Below are 15,590 nucleotides of genomic sequence, written 5' to 3'. Positions count from 1 at the left end.
CAACGGGCCGATCGGGAATACCGAATCGACCACGGGGATCGGGGGCGCGGAATGCTGGAACTGCTGGGGTTGGACACCACCGCGGAAGCGGTCTACCGGGAAATGCTCACCGACCCCGACGGAGGGATCGCCGAAATCTGCGACCGGCTCGCGCTTCCCGAGGCCGCCGTGCACACCGCCCTCGACCGGCTCGCGGACCTCACCCTGCTCCGGGCCTCCCGCGATCGGCCCGGCGCGCTGCGACCGGTCAGCCCGGAACGCGGGCTCGACCTCCTGCTGCGCCGACAGGAAGAGGAACTCGCCTGCCGTCAGCAGGAGTTTGCCGCCTCCAAGGCGGCCGTCGCACGCGCCCTGGCGGCGTACGCGACGCTGCGCACCGACACCCCGGTCGGCGTCCGCGAACGGCTCGTCGGGCTGGACGCCATCCAGGAGAAGCTGGAGATGCTGAGCGCCCGGCTGACCACCGAGGCCCTGGCGGTGATGCCCGGCGGCGCCCAGTCCGCGGCCAGCCTGGCCGCCTCCCGCCCCCTGGACGAGGAGGCCCTGCTGCGCGGGGTCGGCCTGCGCACCATCTACCAGGACAGCGTCCACGACGATCCGGCGACCCTCGGCTACGCCCGCTGGCTGGTCGGCCTCGGCGGCGAGGTGCGGACCGCTCCCGTCCTGCCGCCGCGGATGCTGGTCTTCGACCGGAGCACCGCGGTGGTACCGATCGACCCGCAGAACACCCGGGCCGGCGCCCTGTGCACCAGGGAGCCGGGGATCGTCGCCCCACTGGTCGCCCTGTTCGAACGGACCTGGGAGGCCGCCGTCCCGATCGCCGACGACCGCGCCGGTGGGGAGCCGGTGGGCCTCAGCCCCGGCGAGCGCGAGGTCCTGCGCCTCCTCTCCACCGGACTCACCGACGAAGCGGTGGCCAAGCGGCTCGGCGTCTCGGTCCGCACCGTCCGGCGCCAGATGGCGGCCCTGATGGAACGCCTCGAAGCCGCCAGCCGCTTCGAGGCCGGGCTGAAGTCCGCCCGGCGCGGCTGGCTCTGACCGGGCCGAAGGCGCGGAGGCCGGTCACGGAGAGGCTTCCGAAACGAGAACCGCTTCCGGGAGCAGCTGCACATCGGCGACCACCACACCCCGAACACTCCTGCCGAGACGCATCCCGACTGCACGGGCAGCATTTCGGGGAGGCGGCAGACGCGCACCCGGCACTGGTGCCGATCCGCGCTGAACGCTGCCGGCAGCGTCTTGGGCGCGGCGTCGCGTCCCTGGTCCCGGAGCCTCAACCACCTGCGGATGGGCCGCCTTCGACCGTGGGTGCCGACGGCACCGGAGGGGAGCCTCCCGGTTCGGAATCCAGGAACTCCCGGATCGCGAACCCGGCCAGCACCACGACGACGATCCACAGAACCACGACCGCCGTCGGGTAGTTCCAGGTGGCGAGGACGACCGCTGCCACAACCAGGATGGCGGCGCCGATCCAGAGCTTGCAGCGGTGCACGAAGCGGCCCACCGGCCCGAGGCGCATGCCGTGTGACGTCGCCACCTCGCGCAACGCGCCGATCGACGAGCTGCAGGCGCTGCGGACAGCGACGGCGGCCCTGGACGGGCCGATCAGGAACGCGCCGGCAGCCGCCACCAGCGCCGTCACGCCGACGACCCGGATGCCTGCGCGCAGGAAGCGGATCAGTGCGTCGTAGATCGCGCCGGCGGCGGCCTGGGATGCCCCCGGCGGCAGGTGATCGAGGTAGAACGACCGGAAGACCGTCAGCACGGCTCCCAGCAGGAGCATGGCGACGGCCACCCCGAGGGCGGCACCGATCAGGCCGCGACGCCGGTTCACGGCGGTGAACACGCCGGCCGCGGCGATCAGCACCGCGATGACCGGGAGCCAGGACCCCATGATCTCCAGAAGCCGGAAGTAGCTCTTGACCTTGCCGATGTCCTTCGAGGCGAACACCACGAAGCTGGTGTGCACCTCCGGAATCTTCGCGGCGGGTCCGAAGCCGGAGCTCACCAACTGGTCCTTGACCTTGGCGACGATCGGCCCGATATCGATGGCGACCTGGTTGTTCTCCAGCGAGACCGCTCCCCCGCCCTTGCCCGTCAGCGCCTTGTCCAGCGAGGAGTGCACCACCCGGTTCGCGTCGACCCACAGGGTCGCGAACTGATCGCTGGTCACCACCTTGTTCACGGTGGTGCTGACCAACTGCGTGAGGCCGCTGGTGATCGGCCCGCTCAGGCCGCCGATCAGCTTGCCGAGCTCGGGTGGCGCACCCTGCTGGACGGCTGCCTGGGACAGCTCGTTCACCACGGCCTTCACGTCGATCTGGGCCAGGACCTCCGACGTGACCCGATCGGTGAGCGCGGCCTGGACATCCGGATTGCCGGCCAGCGGCGCGACCGTGGCGACGTACCGGTCGGTGTCGCCGACGATCGAGTTCGTCCAGACCGCGATGACCGAGAGCAGCGCCAGTAGAGAGGAGATGACGATCAGGACGACCGCGCCCGACGTACGAAGCCGGTGGTGCCGGTCCCCTGACGGCTGTGCGGACGCCTCCAGGGCGCTGAGACGGTGCCGCAGCTGGTCCAGCTCACTGCGTTCGCCCGTCGAGAGCTCGGCCGGCTCGGGCCGCCCGCCGTGAGCCGACCGCTCGCCCTTGCCGTCCGGCGGCCGCGCGTCCCCCGATCCCCCCCGGATCCGGCCCTGACGCATCGGCGGGCATCACATACTCCCTGGGTCAACTGTCCTGGACGAGATGGTTGACGATCGGCTCGCCCCCTCCAGGAAATGCCCGACGTGCCGGGACCGCCACCGGGAGCGCTCACGCAGGTGACCAGCGCAGCCTGCAGCCCAACCAAGACCATCGGCGCCGGGACTTCCGCCGGTCCCGCACTCGACGGGTCCACGTTCTCGGATCGATGTCACCGGCTGCTTCCACCGTGCCGGTTGTGACCCGAATCCGCGGCGTGGCCCGATGAAGAGCTCATCGCGAGGATCCGTGAGTGGTGCTTGTGGAAGCGTCACTCGACTTCGGTGACGGAGCCGTGCACCGCCAGGCCTCGGGTACGGGCGCGATGCGGTGTCCTCTCGAACCCCTCGACGCCCGTGTCGGCCGACTCACCGGGCTGGCCGACACGGCCCCCGGCAGAACGATCCGGGCCTCGCCTCCACCGTCTTCAACCAGGCCGCGCTCCTCGCCTCCGACCTCGCCCTGCCCGACTACGCCCGCGACCTGTGCCACCGCCACGCCGCCCTCTACCTCACCCGCGGCCCGCTCCCCTCGACGAGCGCCATCCGCGGCCTGGAGCCGATCGTCAACCTCGCCCGCCTCCACATCCGCGCCGGCCACCACCGCCGCGGCCGCCAACTCCTCCTCGGCCTCTACCGCGCCGTCACCACCGCCACCAAGTCCTCCCTTGACGGCATCACCGTCCCCGCCCACCTCACCGAGACCGGAGAGCAGCGCAGTGAAGTCCGCCAGTGGCTGTGGCGGGTCATCATCGCCGACGGAACCCGCGCCCTCACCTCCACCGGCCGCTGGACGGACGCCTTGCACCACATCGAGGAACACCCCGGCATCGGCCAACGCATCTTCGACGGCCGCCAGGTCGCCATCCTCGCCGCGCCACCACCGCCGGCCTGCCCGGCCTGTTGTGAGCCACAGCGCATATCTGATGGTTCATCAGATATGGTCAGCAAGAGGTCAGCATAGGTACGAGCAGACCCTGCCCAACAAGCCCGGACGCGAGACTCGGCCACTGTCAGCACCCTTACCCGCGGAGGCCCCCAGCTGGAGGCCCATGGGTCCCATCGCACTGGCTGAGCAGGCCGCCCAACACCTATCGAATCGCTCTCGACGCGGGACTGCACGGGACATCTCTCCAGTTCAGAGCACTTTTCGAGCTGTCTCCCGGACAAACGGTGCTCACACTGGCAGGGGCGGCCAGCCGGACCTTCCAGACTTCCCTCGACTCTTCCATATCTGTACGATGCGGACACCGGATCAGTCGATCTACCTGCGCGCCTCCATCAGGAAACGCGCCGAGTGGGCCACGAACGGGCCCTCGGCTCGGATCCGGGCGTCCAGCTCGCGCAGCCGGTCCCGGTAGGCGTCGACGGTGAAGCCCGGGACCATCCAGATCACCTTGCGCAGGAAGTACACCACCGCGCCGATGTCGAGGAACTCCATCCGGAGCCGCTCGGAGCGCAGGTCCACCACCTCCAGCCCGGCGTCGCGCGCGGCGGCGCTCTCGTCCTCCGGGCGGCGGGCCCGGCGTGCCTCGGGCTGCGGGCCGAGGAAGTACTCAACCAGTTCGAAGCCGGACGCCGGCCCCACGTGCTGGGCGCAGTAGGTACCGCCGGGCCGCAGCACCCGGGCGATCTCCGACCACCAGGCCTTCACCGGATGACGGCTGGTGACCAGGTCGAAGGCCCCGTCGCCGAACGGCAGCGGCGGCTCGTCCGGGTCCGCGACTACCACCACGCCCAGCGGGTGCAGCAGGCCGGTGGCGCGCGCGACGTTCGGCGGCCAGGACTCGGTGGCCGCCATGGTGGCCGGAAGCGCTCCGCGCTGCGCGGGGGCGGGCGCGCCGGGGGCGGACTTTCCTGCGACGGGCTGTCCTGCGACGGGCTTCGCGGCGGCGAGCCGGGCCGCGCCGGCCAGCACCTCGCCGCCGCCCGTCTGGATGTCCAAGGCCGCCGAGGCCCGGCCCAGCTGCTCGGCCAGCAGCCGCTGGTAGCCCCAGGACGGCCGTTCCTCGGTGGCGCGGCCGGAAAGCCAGGAGAAGTCCCAGCCGTCCACGGACACCGCCTCGGCCTCGGCGATCAGCTCTTCGAAGGTGCGCATACCGGCATCATCCCCGTGGCCCGCCCGCCCGGCGAACCGTTTCACCCTCCGGGTCATCCCCTCGTACCGCAGGGCGGTTCCCCGGACCACTCGCAGACCGCCTGCCGCGATCAGCCCGGTCACCGGCTCCGAACCTCCGCCGTCCGCCTCGAAGGCGGCCAGCACAGCCGGCACCTCCCCGCACTGCCGCTCGACGCATCCCGTCCCGCCCGACGGATACTCGTTCGGCACTCGTTCCACCGTGCCGCCCCATCGTTCCCCGCCCTCGGAAAACCGGTGTCCGCCCCCGGTACGACTGGGCGAGGATGACGGCGTGACGAACGGGCAGGCGAGGGCCCCGCCTACCACCTCGCCCACGTCAACGCCCGTCGTGCCCGCTCTTCACCCCTCTCTCCACCGTGGAGCCTCCGACGCCATGACCCCCTCCCCACAGTCCCCCGTCGGCCGCTTCTACGACGAGTTCGCGGCCGGGTACCACCTCCTCTACCCCGACTGGGACGCCTCCGTCGCCCGCCAGGGCGCCAGCCTCGACGCCCTGATCCGCGCCGGCCTCGGCGATCGCCCGGTCGACGTCCTGGACTGCGCGTGCGGCATCGGCACCCAGTCCCTCGGCCTCGCCGCCCTCGGCCACCGCGTCACCGGCACCGACCTCAGCCCGGCGTCCGCCGCCCGGGCCGCCGCCGAAGCCGCCCGACGGGGCCTCCGTCTCCCCACCGCGGCCGCCGACATGCGCCGGCTCCCCTTCGCCGACGCCCGGTTCGACGTCGTCGTCTGCGCCGACAACGCGCTCCCCCACCTGCTCACCCCCGAGGACGTCCGCACCGCCCTCACCGAGATGCGCCGCGTGCTGCGCCCCTGCGGTCTGCTCCTGCTCACCACCCGCCCCTACGACGACCTGCGCCGCTCCCGCCCGGCCTCCACCCCGCCCCAGACCAGCGAACGCGACGGCCTGCGGTCCGTCATCTTCCAGCTCTGGCACTGGCACGAGGACGGCGAGCGCTACGACCTGGAGCTCTTCCGCCTCACCCCGGATGCCACCGGCCACTGGCAGACCGACATCCGTCGCTCCACCTACTGGGCGCTCACCCAGTCCCAGCTCACCACCCTCGCCTCCGAGGCCGGCTTCACCGCCTCCCGCTGGCAACCACCCGCCCGAACGGGCTTCTTCCAACCCGTGCTCATCGCCCGCGCCCCCTGATCCCGGCCGACCCCGACGACTGCGCGATCCGCACCGGCCGGGACAATTCCGGGGTGCTGTTGACATGGATCGCCGAAATAGCGGACGAACCGCTGGTACTGGAGCCGAGCGACCGGCGGGTCGAGTGGCGGACCAACACCTGGTACCTGAGCGCGGAGGACGAGGACAAGCGATCCTTGTCCGTGACCGAGGTCGTCGCCGCCTTCGAACGGACCGCTCAGGCCATCCGGCTCCGTATCCATGCGCTGGGCTTCGCCGGGGTGGCGACCTTCTACGTGTGGCACGACGAACAGGTCGATCAACTCCGCTGCTCCACCGGATCGGTGGCCGTCGATGAACTGCCGTTCGGCGGCACCTACCTGACCTCCGACGACCTCGCTCCGGTCGTCGAGAGCTTCCTGAACGACCGACGGCCAGCCGGGACCAACCCGTCGGACCAGACCGCGCCCAACGCCATGACGCCCTTCCCCGTCTGGGTCCGCAACGTCGGACCGACCCCACCCTGACCTGTCCCGCAGCCCGCCGAGGGCGGCGGCGGGAGCGGCCGGCCGAGATTCGCAGCTCAGCGGCCTGCGCCGGGGGCCGGGCCGGTCAGGTCTCGCGCTGTGGGTGGTACTCGGACTCGGGTATGCCGAAGGTCCAGGCGACCCCGGCGCGGGCGGTGCGGGTGCTCGGCGGGACGCGCAGCCAGTAGGTGCGGAAGGTGCCGTCGGGCTCCGCGGTCGAGTTGACGACCTCGACCATGACCACCGGTTCGTCGTCGGGCAGGGTGATCCGCCAGAGCACGCCGGTCTCGTCGCGGTGGATGGGCTCGGCCCCGGAGTCGGCCAGGTAGCGCTCGTAGCCGTAGTGCTCCAGCAGGACGCGGCGCAGTTCGGCGTTCGCCTCGGTGCGGATCCGCTCGACGGTGACGTCGGCCAGCCCGGCCAGGAACTCGGCGGGCACGGGCATGCCGCGCCAGGCGTGCAGGGCGAAGCCGTCGGCGTACTCCAGGGCGGGGCCGTCCGCCCGGTCGAGCCGCCCGGCCTCGTCGCGGTGCAGCGCGACGGGGCGCTCGCTGACCAGCGCGACGTCCTGGTACGGCCACCACCAGCCGGCCTCGCGGGCCACCCCGGCGAGCGGCGCGACGGCCTCGGCGCTGCCCCCGGCCGCGTCGGAGGCGGCCTCGAAGGCGGCGAACCAGGGAGCGTCGTGCTGGCCGCGCACGGCGTCGAGCAGGGCGAGCCGTACGGTGGTGCGCCGGGCGCGGGCGGCGGCGGCCACGTCGTCCGAGGCCTCCTCACGGTCGACCTCGGGGGCGAGCCGGTCGAGGACCGCCGTGCGGATGCGGTCGGCGAACGGGGTGGTGACCGGGCCGAGCTCGCCACCGGTGAGTGCCCAGTGCGCCGCCCACCCGGCCGCGCCGACCTCCTCGACGGCCCGCCGCCGGGCCTGTTCCCAGGGCCCGGTGCGCACGGCCTCGCGCACGCTCACCGCGCCGGCGGCCCGCAGTTGCAACGCCGCCTCGGCGGCGGCGAACGGCGAGCCGAACCAGCGGACGGCCGTGGGCTCGGGCAGCCCGGCCGCCCGGTAGGCGGCCCGGACCGCGTGCTCGGCCGCCGACCGGTCGGCCGGACCGGTGGCCGCCGCAGCGGCCCGCCAGCGGGCCGTCACCTCGGCGGGCCCGGCCGTCACCGCGCCCGCCGGGCGGTCGGGAATCGTCGTCTCCATCGTCTGCTCCGTTCCCGGCCGGGCTCCCCGCCCGGCCGCCTGCTTCCGTTCCGTTCGGCACTGCGCGTTCCACGCTGCACGTTCCGCGTTGCACGCCGCGCCCGCCCACCCGTCTGCGCGCCGCCTGCCGTCGCCCGACGCCCGGTCACCCGCCCATCAGCCACCGGTCCGCTCGTCGGGCCCCGCGTCAGTCCGCGACCACCCGCACTGCGCCCGGGGTGTACTCGCGCTGGCGCACCACCCGGTACCAGCTCTTCGGCAGCGGTATCGCCGCATGCTCCTCGTGCACCACCCGGCCGCCCTCGGGCAGGTGCAGCCAGCCCGCGCCGAACGGACCGGCCTCCCGGCGCAGTTCCCCGGGACCGACCACGGCGTGCGCGTGGCCGGTGACCTCCCCGAGGGCCAGCACCATCCGGCCCCGGCCGTCCCGGGGCTGGACGGCCAGCGCGGCCACCCGGGGCGGCACGGCGCCCTCCTCGACCGGCACGATCAGCACATCGCCCTGGCGGTACATCAGTCCTCCCTCGCCGTACGGCCGGACCCCGGCGGCTGCCGGAATCCCGGGCTCCGCCGCGCTGTTCGCGGTCACGTTCCGGAGCCACGACCAGAACGTAGGGCATGAGTCTGACAACGCGCCCGGCCCGCCACCCGGCCACCGGATTGTCGGACCCGACTGGTAGACACGTGTTCGGCCCCGACCCCTGAGGAGCAGCGCATGACCGTCAACCACCACATCGAGCAGTTCCACGGTCTCCCGGTCTTCGACTTCGTCCAGGCCCTGGACGAGGCCGCCGACGGCGGCGACGCGGCAGCCGTGACCCTGCCGGAGCCGGCGTCGGCCGCCTGGCGGATCGGCCTGCACTACGACTCTGAGGAGGCCTTCACCGAGCGCTGGCGGCAGTTCCTCGACACGGTCGACACCGAGCGCGTGACGGCCGTGGTGATCGGCCCGTGGTTCTCCGACGAGCCGGAGCAACTCGACGCCGCCCTGGCCGCGATCGTCGAGGCGGCGGGCCGGCTGCCCGCGCTGCGAGGGCTCTTCGTCGGCGACGTCACGTACGAGGAGAGCGAGATCTCCTGGTTGGAGATGTGCGACGTCACCCCGCTGCTGACGGCCTACCCCGAGCTGGCCGAGCTGGTGGTGCGCGGCGGCAACAACCTGGAGCTGACACCCGTGCGCCACGAGGCGCTGCGAGCCCTGCGCTTCGAGGCCGGCGGCCTGCCGACCCGGGTGGTGCGGGCGGTGGCCGGCTGCGACTTCCCCGCCCTGGAGCGGCTCGAACTCTGGCTCGGCGTCGACAACTACGGCGGCGACGCCACGCTGGACGACCTCGCCCCCTTCCTGGACGGCACACGCTTCCCCGCGGTGCGCCATCTGGGCCTGCAGAACAGCGAGTTCGAGGACGACATCGCGGCCGCCGTGGCGCACGCGCCGGTGGTGGCCCGGCTGGAGTCGCTCAGCCTCGCCATGGGCGTGCTGACCGACCAGGGCGCCACCGCCCTGCTGGAGGGCCAGCCCCTCACCCACCTGCGCGCCCTCGACCTGCACCACCACTTCCTCACCGGGGAGGTGCAGCAGCGCCTCACCGAGGCCCTGCCGGGCGTCGAGATCGACCTCTCCGAGGCCGGAAAGCCCGACGACCGGTGGCGCTACGTCGCCGTGGCCGAGTAGCCGTCACCGACCGCGCGCGCCCGACGCCGCCGCACCGCCGCACCGACCAGCCCACCACGCCCATCCGTCTGGAACCGACATGACCGTCTCCCTCCACCCCGACCGCTTCCACGACCTGCCGATCCACGACTTCACCCCCGACGACGGCACCCGCACGCCGCCCGCCGCCGGCTCGGTCGCCTGGCGGCTCGCCCTGGACTACGACGCGAAGCACGACTTCGCGCAGCTCTGGCAGACCTTCCTCGACACCGTCGACCCTGCCGGAGTCCGCGCCCTGGTGATCGGCCCCTGGTGGCGCGGCGACTACGTCTCCGTGGCCGCCACCGTCGCCGCCATCACCGCGGAAGCGGAGCGCCTGCCCGCCCTGGAAGCGCTCTTCCTCGGGGACGTGACCTACGACGAGTGCGAGATCTCCTGGATGGAGATGGGCGACGTCACCCCCCTGCTGACGGCCTTCCCCGGGCTGACCGAGCTGACCGTCCGCGGCGGCACGGACCTGAGCCTCCAGCCCGTGCGGCACGACCGGCTGGCCGCGCTGCGCTTCGAGGCCGGCGGCCTGCCGGCCCGGGTGGTGCGGGCGGTGGCGGGTTCCGAGCTGCCGGCACTGGAGCGCCTGACGCTCTGGCTCGGCGTGGACGAGTACGGCGGTGACGCCACGATCGACGACCTCGCCCCCTTCCTGGACGGCGCCCGCCTCCCGAGCTTGCGCCACCTCGGGCTGGCCAACAGCGAGTTCCAGGACGAGATCGCCTCGGCCGTCGCGCACGCGCCCGTGGTGGCCCGGCTGGAGTCGCTCGACCTGTCCATGGGCGTGCTCTCCGACGACGGCGCCGCCGCCCTGCTGGAGGGCCAGCCGCTCACCCACCTGCGCGCCCTCGACCTGCACCACCACTACGTCGGCGAGGAGATGCAGCAGCGCCTCACCGAGGCCCTGCCCGGGGTCGCGCTCGACCTCTCCGAGGCCGAGGACCCCGACGAGGACGAGGACGACGGGGACCGCTACGTCGCGGTCGCCGAGTAGGCGGGTGACGGCACGATGACACCGCGGCTGACCGTCCTCGGCAATCCCGGGCACCGGCGGGTGACGCTGTTCGCCGCCGCCGCCCAGGCCGCCGGGCTGCCCGAGCCCGCCGTCCTGCCCTGGCTGGACGTGCTGCGCGGCGACTACCGGCTGCCCGAGGACGGCCTGCTGCGGATCGAGTCGCCCGGCGAGGAGGCCCTGGTCGACGAACTGCTGCGCGGCCCGGCGCTCGGCCCGTCCTACGCACCGACCCGGGTCGAGGGCACGGCCGCCTGGTACGCAGGGGTGACGGCCGCGCTGCGCGAGCTGGCCGGGCGCCCCGGCGTACGGCTGCTGGGCGATCCGGAGGAGATCGCCGTGATGTTCGACAAACGGCGGGCACACGCGCTCCTCGCCGCCGCCGGGGTGCCGGTACCCCGGGCGCTGGGCGGCGAGGTCACCGGCTGGGAGCAGTTGCGCGGGCGGCTGGCCACAGCCGGCCTGCGACGAGTCTTCGTCAAGCCCGCACACGGCTCCTCCGCCTCCGGGGTGACGGCCCTGCAGTTCGGGCCGCGCGGGCAGGTCCTGGCCACCACTTCGGTCGAGCTGGCCGACGGGCTGCTGCACAACTCGCTGCGGGTCCGCCAGTACCGCGGCGAGCGGGAGGTGGCCGAGATCATCGACCGGCTGGCACCGGACGGGCTGCACGTCGAGCAGTGGATCCCGAAGGCCGCGCAGTCCGGCCGCTCGGCCGACCTGCGCGTGGTGGTGGTCGCCGGCCGGGCCACCCACGCGGTGGTGCGCACGAGCGCGCAACCGATGACCAACCTGCACCTCGGCGGCGCCCGGGGCAGCCTCGACCTGGCCCGGGAGGCCGCCGGGCCCGCATGGCCGGCCCTGCTGGAGACGGCCGAGCGCGCGGCGGCCTGCTTCCCCGGCTCGTTGATGGTCGGGGTCGACATCCTGCCCACGGCCGGCTGGCAGCGCGCCCTGGTCGGCGAGGTCAACGCCTTCGGCGACCTGCTCCCCAACCTCACCGGCCTGCCCGGCGGCCCCGCCGAGGGCCTCGACACCTACGGCGCCCAGCTCGCCGCCCTCACCGGGGCCACCGGCCGCACCACCGGAACGCCCCTCCCCACCCCGACGGACCACCAGATCACGGAACCCTCCCGATGAACCACCAGACCTCCCCCCACACCCAGGCTCCCGCTCCGACCCCCGACATGAGCGCGGTCGTCGGCACGCACGACCTGCTGCTCGTCACGCTCGACACGCTCCGCTTCGACGTCGCCGAGGAGCTGGCCGCCGCAGGCCGGATCCCGCACCTCGCCGCCTTCCTCCCCGGCGGCCGCTGGGAGCGCCGGCACGCGCCCGGCAGCTTCACCTACGCCTCCCACCAGGCGATCCTGGCCGGTTTCCTGCCCACCCCGGCCTCCCCCGACGGCCCCCACCCGCGCCTGTTCGCGGCCCGCTTCGCCGGCTCCGAGAGCACCGCCCCGCGCACCTGGGTGTTCGACGCACCGGATCTGCCGACCGCCCTCGCCGCCGCCGGGTACCGGACGGTCTGCATCGGCGGCGTGGGCTTCTTCAACAAGCAGGGCCCGCTCGGCTCGGTACTGCCCGGCCTGTTCCAGGAGAGCCACTGGGATCCCGGGATGGGCGTGCCGTCCCCGACGTCCTTCGAGGAGCAGGTCGCCCGGGCGGAGCGGGTCGCCGCCGAACAGCCCGCCGGGCAACCGCTGTTCCTGTTCCTGAACGTCTCGGCGCTGCACCAGCCCAACTGGTTCCACCTGCCCGGCGCCACCCGTGAGCACGGCGACTCCCGGGCCAGCCACGCCGCCGCCCTGGAGTACGTGGACGCCCACATCGGCCGGCTCTTCGCGGCGATGAGCTCCCGCCGCCCCTGCTTCGCGATCGTCTGCTCCGACCACGGCACGGCGTACGGCGAGGACGGCTACACCGGGCACCGGATCGGCCACGAGGTGGTCTGGACCGTCCCGTACGCCCACTTCACCATCCCCGCGGCCGTCCCCGATGCCGACCCCGCCGACCCCGCCGCCCCCGCAGCTCCCGCAGCTCCCGCAGCTCCTGCGGCCAGCCCAGCCGCCGCTGCCGTCCCTGCCACCGCCACCACCGCCACCACCACCACCACCGAGGAGCGCGCATGACCACCGCACCCCCGCGCCCCGACTCGCCCTACCAGTCCTACGTCTACGCCTACCCGCACAAGACCGCCTACCGCCCGCTGCCCGAGCGCCCGGGGCTGCGCGAGCTGTGGGCCGGCGAGGCGCAGGACGCGCTCTCGCTCTACCTGCACATCCCGTTCTGCGAGGTCCGCTGCGGCTTCTGCAACCTGTTCACCAGGATCGGCAGCCCCGAGGGCCTGACCACCGCGTACCTGGACGCCCTGGAGCGCCAGGCGGTGGACGTCCGCACCGCGCTGGACGAAGGCGCGCGCTTCGCGCTGGCCGCCTTCGGCGGCGGCACACCCACCTACCTGACGGCCCGCGAGCTGGAGCGGCTGTGCGACATCGCCGAGCGGCGGATGGGCGCCGACCTGCGGGCGATACCGCTCTCGGTGGAGGCCTCCCCCGCCACCTCGACCGCCGACCGGCTGGAGGTCCTGGCCGCCCGGGGCACCACCCGGCTGAGCCTGGGCGTACAGTCCTTCGTCGACGCCGAGGCCCGCTCCGCCGTGCGCCCGCAGAAGCGGGCCGAGGTGGAGGCCGCCCTCGACCGGATCCGTGCCGCCGGGTTCCCGGTGCTCAACATCGACCTCATCTACGGCATCGACGGCCAGTCCGAGGCCAGTTGGCTGCACTCGCTGGACGCCGCGCTCGCCTGGCAGCCCGAGGAGCTGTACCTCTACCCGCTCTACGTGCGCCCGCTCACCGGCCTGGCCCGGCGCGGCGAGCAGGAGAGCCACTCCGCCTGGGACACCCGCCGGCTCGCGCTCTACCGCACCGGCCGCGACCACCTGCTGGCCCAGGGCTATCAGCAGGTGTCGATGCGGATGTTCCGCCGCGCCGCTTCCCCGCAGGCCGGGGCGAGCGAGTACGCCTGCCAGACGGACGGCATGGTCGGCCTGGGCTGCGGCGCCCGCTCCTACACCTCGCGGCTGCACTACTCCTTCGACTACGCGGTGAACGCCACCGAGGTGCGCGGAATCATCGACGACTTCGTCGCCACCGAGGACTTCCACCACGCCGAGGTGGGGCACCGGATGAGCGGCGGGGAACCACGCCGGCGGCACCTGGTGCAGTCGCTGCTCCAAGCCGAGGGCATGCCGTTGGCCGACTACCGGGCCCGGTTCGGCAGCACACCGGCCGCCGACTTCCCGGCGGAACTGGCCGAGTTCACCGCGCGCGGCTGGCTCGCCGATGACCGGGACCGCCTGGTGCTCAGCCCGGAGGGCCTGGCGCACTCGGACGCGGCCGGGCCGATGCTGTTCTCGCCCGAGGTCCGGGCCCTGATGACGGCCTACGAGGCGAAATGACCTTCCTCGGCCTGCCGTCCACCACCCCGCCCGCACCGCGCACACCGAGCGCCGAGAGCGCACCGACCGACGCGGCCGACCGCGGGCGCGACCTCACCCTGCTCTACCGTGGCCCGCTCGCCTCCTGCGACTACGACTGCCCCTACTGCCCGTTCGCCAAGCGCCGCGACACACCCGATCAACTGCGCGCCGACCGCGCGGCCATGGAGCGGTTCACCGGCTGGGCGGCCGGCCGGGCGGGCAGCGGTGACACCCTCGCCCTGCTGTTCACGCCCTGGGGCGAGGGCCTGGTGCGGTCCTGGTACCGACGGGCGCTGGTCGAGCTGAGTCGGCTCCCGCACGTACGCCGGGTGGCGATCCAGACCAACCTCAGCTGCCGGACCGACTGGCTCGCCGACGCCGATCCCGACACCCTCGCGCTCTGGGTGACGTACCACCCCGGCCAGGTCACCCGGGAGCGTTTCCTCGCCAAGTGCCGGGAGCTGGACGCCATGGGCGTGCGCTACAGCGTCGGCGTGGTCGGCCAGCCCGAGCACCTGGCCGAGGCCCGCCGGCTGCGCGCCGAACTCGCCGCAGGCGTCTACCTCTGGGTCAACGCCGCCGAAGGCCGCACCTACACCGACGCCGAGGCCGCAGACTGGGCAGCCGTCGACCCGCACTTCGGCTACAGCCGGCACGCCCACCCCAGCGCCGACCGCCCCTGCCGAACCGGCGAGTCCGTGCTCTCCGTGGACGGCGACGGCACCGTCCGCCGCTGCCACTTCGTCCGGGATGTCCTCGGCAACCTGTACGACGGCTCCTACCGCACCCAGCTGCGGGCGCGCGGCTGCCCGTTGCCGGTCTGCGACTGCCACATCGGCTACGTCCACCTGGAGACCCTGCCGCTGTACGAGCTGTTCGGCGCCGGCGTGCTGGAGCGGGTGCCACACGACTGGCCACAGCGCGGCTGAGACCGGGCGGCGGGACGCGACAACCCGATTGCCGGACGGGGCCGCCACCCGCGAAAGCACACGAACGACCGTGCAGGACCCTCCGCGCCCCGCTCGTCCCGCTCGACCGCACCTCTCCGAGCGCGGCGACACCCGGCGACCGCCCGCACACGCCCCGGCTCCGCCGGCTCCAGCCCGCCCCGCCGCCGCCCACCACTTCCCATCGCCGCCCCCGCCCCCGTGGGCGCCCGCCCGCCAACGTCCCTAGCCTGGAAGCAGGAGGAGGCGAAGCACCATGCTTGGAGACGCACCACTGCAGGCCGTCATCCCCGCCGCCGACCTCGCCCGCGCGAGGAGTTTCTACACCGACACCCTCGGCCTCAAGCTCGCCGAGGAGACCGACGAGGAACTGGTCTGCGACTGCGGCGGCACCCAGTTCACGATCTACCACACCCCCAGCGGCGGACAGGCCGCCCACACCCTCGCCAGCTTCAAGGTCGCCGACCTCGACGGCGCGATGTCGGCCCTGCGTGAGCGCGGCATCACGTTCGAGGAGTACGACTTCCCCGGGCTGAAGACCGTCAACGGCATCGCCGAACGCGACAACCTGCGCGCCGCCTGGTTCAAGGACAGCGAGGGCAACATCCTCTGCCTGGCCCAGTCCGTCAGCCGGTAGCGCAACCCCCCAATCCCCACCCCCCCCGGGCCGAATCCGCTGCCCCGCCCGCTCACCACGAGCGGGCG

Annotated in this window: 14 protein-coding genes and 1 pseudogene; 11 read left to right on the top strand and 4 right to left on the bottom strand. The window is 73.5% G+C overall.

Annotated features, from left to right (window positions below; translation table 11 throughout):
* Nucleotides 1-51: 51 nt before the first annotated feature.
* On the top strand, nt 52-1,038 hold the full coding sequence (locus tag ACIP37_RS13225) for a helix-turn-helix transcriptional regulator (RefSeq protein ID WP_363631331.1): 987 nt from the start codon (nt 52-54) through the stop codon (nt 1,036-1,038).
* Between the two features lie 235 nt (nt 1,039-1,273).
* On the opposite strand, the gene ACIP37_RS13220 is transcribed toward ACIP37_RS13225, so the two are convergent.
* Nucleotides 1,274-2,707 carry a hypothetical protein gene (locus ACIP37_RS13220; protein WP_400805742.1) on the bottom strand — a complete coding sequence of 478 codons (1,434 nt, stop codon included), beginning with the start codon at nt 2,705-2,707 and terminating at the stop codon, nt 1,274-1,276.
* A 362-nt stretch (nt 2,708-3,069) separates the two neighbouring features.
* On the opposite strand from ACIP37_RS13220, the pseudogene ACIP37_RS13215 reads away from it, so the two are divergent.
* Nucleotides 3,070-3,620 (top strand): annotated as a pseudogene (locus tag ACIP37_RS13215) (hypothetical protein); the annotation flags it as partial.
* A 387-nt stretch (nt 3,621-4,007) separates the two neighbouring features.
* On the opposite strand, the gene ACIP37_RS13210 reads toward ACIP37_RS13215, so the two are convergent.
* Nucleotides 4,008-4,841, bottom strand: a complete 834-nt coding sequence (locus tag ACIP37_RS13210) for a methyltransferase domain-containing protein (protein ID WP_363631338.1) — start codon at nt 4,839-4,841, stop codon at nt 4,008-4,010.
* Between the two features lie 415 nt (nt 4,842-5,256).
* Here ACIP37_RS13210 and ACIP37_RS13205 point away from each other — a divergent pair, with 415 nt between their 5' ends.
* Entirely contained in the window at nt 5,257-6,039 is a 783-nt protein-coding gene (locus ACIP37_RS13205) for a class I SAM-dependent methyltransferase (protein ID WP_363631339.1), read from the top strand.
* 53 nt (nt 6,040-6,092) lie between these two features.
* A complete protein-coding gene (locus tag ACIP37_RS13200; protein WP_363631341.1) occupies nt 6,093-6,545 on the top strand; it encodes a hypothetical protein in 453 nt (150 codons plus the stop codon).
* Nucleotides 6,546-6,630: 85 nt separating this feature from the next.
* On the opposite strand, the gene ACIP37_RS13195 is transcribed toward ACIP37_RS13200, so the two are convergent.
* Both ACIP37_RS13195 and ACIP37_RS13190 read right to left on the bottom strand, forming a co-directional pair.
* Nucleotides 6,631-7,749 (bottom strand): DUF6745 domain-containing protein, encoded by a 1,119-nt coding sequence (locus ACIP37_RS13195; RefSeq protein WP_363631342.1) that lies wholly within the window; start codon nt 7,747-7,749, stop codon nt 6,631-6,633.
* A 187-nt stretch (nt 7,750-7,936) separates the two neighbouring features.
* Nucleotides 7,937-8,263 (bottom strand): hypothetical protein, encoded by a 327-nt coding sequence (locus tag ACIP37_RS13190; RefSeq protein WP_063350717.1) that lies wholly within the window; start codon nt 8,261-8,263, stop codon nt 7,937-7,939.
* Nucleotides 8,264-8,464: 201 nt separating this feature from the next.
* Here ACIP37_RS13190 and ACIP37_RS13185 point away from each other — a divergent pair, with 201 nt between their 5' ends.
* From ACIP37_RS13185 to ACIP37_RS13155, 7 genes are all read left to right on the top strand, one after another.
* The gene (locus ACIP37_RS13185; protein WP_400805747.1) at nt 8,465-9,421 is read left to right on the top strand and encodes an STM4015 family protein; all 957 of its coding nucleotides are present in this window, start codon (nt 8,465-8,467) and stop codon (nt 9,419-9,421) included.
* A 79-nt stretch (nt 9,422-9,500) separates the two neighbouring features.
* On the top strand, nt 9,501-10,442 hold the full coding sequence (locus ACIP37_RS13180; RefSeq protein WP_363631346.1) for an STM4015 family protein: 942 nt from the start codon (nt 9,501-9,503) through the stop codon (nt 10,440-10,442).
* A 15-nt stretch (nt 10,443-10,457) separates the two neighbouring features.
* Nucleotides 10,458-11,597 (top strand): STM4014 family protein, encoded by a 1,140-nt coding sequence (locus ACIP37_RS13175; RefSeq protein WP_400805749.1) that lies wholly within the window; start codon nt 10,458-10,460, stop codon nt 11,595-11,597.
* Nucleotides 11,598-11,644: 47 nt separating this feature from the next.
* The gene (locus tag ACIP37_RS13170; RefSeq protein WP_400806145.1) at nt 11,645-12,589 is read left to right on the top strand and encodes an STM4013/SEN3800 family hydrolase; all 945 of its coding nucleotides are present in this window, start codon (nt 11,645-11,647) and stop codon (nt 12,587-12,589) included.
* Nucleotides 12,586-13,917: an STM4012 family radical SAM protein gene (locus tag ACIP37_RS13165; protein WP_400805751.1), complete on the top strand. Its 1,332-nt coding sequence runs from the start codon at nt 12,586-12,588 to the stop codon at nt 13,915-13,917. The genes ACIP37_RS13170 and ACIP37_RS13165 overlap by 4 nt, the downstream gene beginning before the upstream one ends.
* On the top strand, nt 13,914-14,867 hold the full coding sequence (locus ACIP37_RS13160; protein WP_400805753.1) for an STM4011 family radical SAM protein: 954 nt from the start codon (nt 13,914-13,916) through the stop codon (nt 14,865-14,867). The genes ACIP37_RS13165 and ACIP37_RS13160 overlap by 4 nt, the downstream gene beginning before the upstream one ends.
* A 274-nt stretch (nt 14,868-15,141) precedes the next feature.
* Complete coding sequence (locus tag ACIP37_RS13155) at nt 15,142-15,522, top strand: VOC family protein (protein ID WP_363582641.1); 381 nt, start codon at nt 15,142-15,144, stop codon at nt 15,520-15,522.
* Nucleotides 15,523-15,590 lie beyond the last annotated feature (68 nt).

It is taken from the genome of Kitasatospora sp. NPDC088861 (assembly GCF_044750105.1).
GTDB lineage: Bacteria > Actinomycetota > Actinomycetes > Streptomycetales > Streptomycetaceae > Kitasatospora.
Note: the sequence above shows the minus strand (reverse complement) of the source record. Positions and strands in the feature narration are given on the sequence as shown.